Raw genomic sequence first — 1,975 nt, 5'->3', positions numbered from 1 at the left:
TCTCCCAACTCAGCTTCCGCGCCCGCGAAGGCCTCCGCGAAGCCTGGATCCAAGCACACCTCCGCAACGCCGGCGAAGACTCCGAATGCCACTGGCTGGTCGAGCGACTCGGCGCCTATGCACGCGGCAACCTCGGCGCTCGCGCACAGCTGCGCGCGCAGCGTCACATCGCCGACTGCCCGCGGTGCATGGTGGTCGCAGGAGAGGCCACCGAGGTCTCGAACCGCCTCGCCCTCGTCATCCTCCCGCTGGTCACCGGCGTCGCCGGCGCGTCCTCATATCTCGCGTCGGCGCAGGGCGCCGGTGCGCCGGCCGTCGCACTCGCCGCGATGCCCAGCAGCGTGGTCGGCGGTGTGGTCGCGACCGGGGCGGCGGGATCCTCCCCCGGGGCGGCAGCGACCTCTGCGCTCCTGTCGGCGCCCGCCTCGTCGTCCGCCGGCGTTTCGGCAGCGGGTATCGGCGGCGCCCATATCGGGATCGGTGCGCTTGTGGGTCTGGGCTCGGCTGCGGTGGTCGTCGCCGGTGTCGTGGCTGCGGCCTCCATGCTCCCGATCGAGGCGATCAGGGTGGACGAGCCGGCACCTGCCGCGCCGCAGTCGGTGCTCGCCCCGCCGTCTGCTCAGGCGGCACCCGAGGGCCCGGCGGCTGCTCCCACCACCCCCGGTCAGGAGACCCCGGCTCCGGACGCACCTGGCGCTGGCGCTCCGGCTCCCATCGCACCGGTTCCCGACGCGCCGGCTCCGGTTCCCGAAACCGAGCAGCAGCCGGTCCCACAGCCCGCGCCGCATGCCCCCACGAGCGACGACGCGCCCGCGCCGGTGAGCCCCACTCCTGTGGCAGAGGCGCCCACGCAGCCCGCACTCGCGGAGATCACCTGGGGCCACGTGACTGTGCGACACGAGGGCGGGCGTTCGATCTACGTCATCCCCGTGCACGGCGATCCCGGGGCGACCGTGCAGGTGTGGCTCGAGAAGAACCGCGCACGCGGCGACGAAGTCGTGCTCGATGAGAGCGGCGACGGTGTCGTGGAGATCCATCCCAACGCGGCCGAGCTCGCCAAGAACGCGCTGGTGCGGTTCCGGTATGTGCTCGACGGGGTTCCTGGCGCCTGGAAGACCGTTCGGCTGTGGACTCTCCACGCGCCCGCGACGCCCACCGGTCCGGGCGCACCCGGCGAGCCAGCGGCACCCGCCGAACCCGAGACACCCACTGAGCCCGAGACACCGGCCGAACCGGCCGAACCCGATACACCTGCGGAGCCGGAGACACCCGCCGGACCCGAAACGCCCGCCGAACCCGAGACACCGGCCGAACCCGAGACACCCGCCGAACCCGAGACACCGGCCGAGCCTGAGACACCGGCCGAGCCTGAGACACCCGCCGAACCGGAGACACCGGCCGAACCGGAGACACCCGCCGAACCGGAGACACCCGCCGAACCGGAGACACCGGCCGAACCCGAGACACCGGCCGAACCCGAGGCACCCGCCGAACCCGAAGCACCCGCCGAACCCGAGACACCCGCCGAGCCCGGGACGCCTTCGGCTCCGGAGCCCGAGGCAGCGACTGCGCCCCCGCTCACGATGTTCCGAGAGGATCGCGTCACGTGGCCGGCCCTGACGGCGTCCACCAGCGACCTGTCCGGGCCCGACGCCGGCATTCGCTGACGCCGGGATCACGACCGCATCTCGTGACGATGCGCGTTCACGAATCCCACAAGAGAGGGCCGAGGAGGCGTGGGAGCGCTCCTTCGAGTTCTCCAGAGGGGTGGCCCGTCAGCAGATTTCGAGTGAGAATGAGAAGAACGCGTGATGAATCGAGCAGTCACGCGTCTCTTCTTGTGAGAGCGTTCCCGCAGGTGAGGACAGGGCGTGACGATAGAGAATACGAGCAGCGAGGTGCTGGCCGACGCTGATCTCGTGCTGCGCACGCGGTCGGGTGATGCTGAGGCGTTCGGTGAGCTGTGGCGTCGTCA

The 1,975-nt window shown here is 71.5% G+C and carries 1 protein-coding gene; it reads left to right on the top strand.

The window, feature by feature from the left end; all coding sequences use genetic code 11:
• A partial coding sequence (locus AB0N59_RS14890) for a zf-HC2 domain-containing protein (protein ID WP_363485023.1) occupies window positions 1-1,667 on the top strand: 1,667 nt, incomplete at its 5' end.
• Window positions 1,668-1,975 lie beyond the last annotated feature (308 nt).

Source organism: Microbacterium sp. NPDC089321 (assembly GCF_040684935.1).
Lineage (GTDB): Bacteria > Actinomycetota > Actinomycetes > Actinomycetales > Microbacteriaceae > Microbacterium.
Note: the sequence above shows the minus strand (reverse complement) of the source record. Positions and strands in the feature narration are given on the sequence as shown.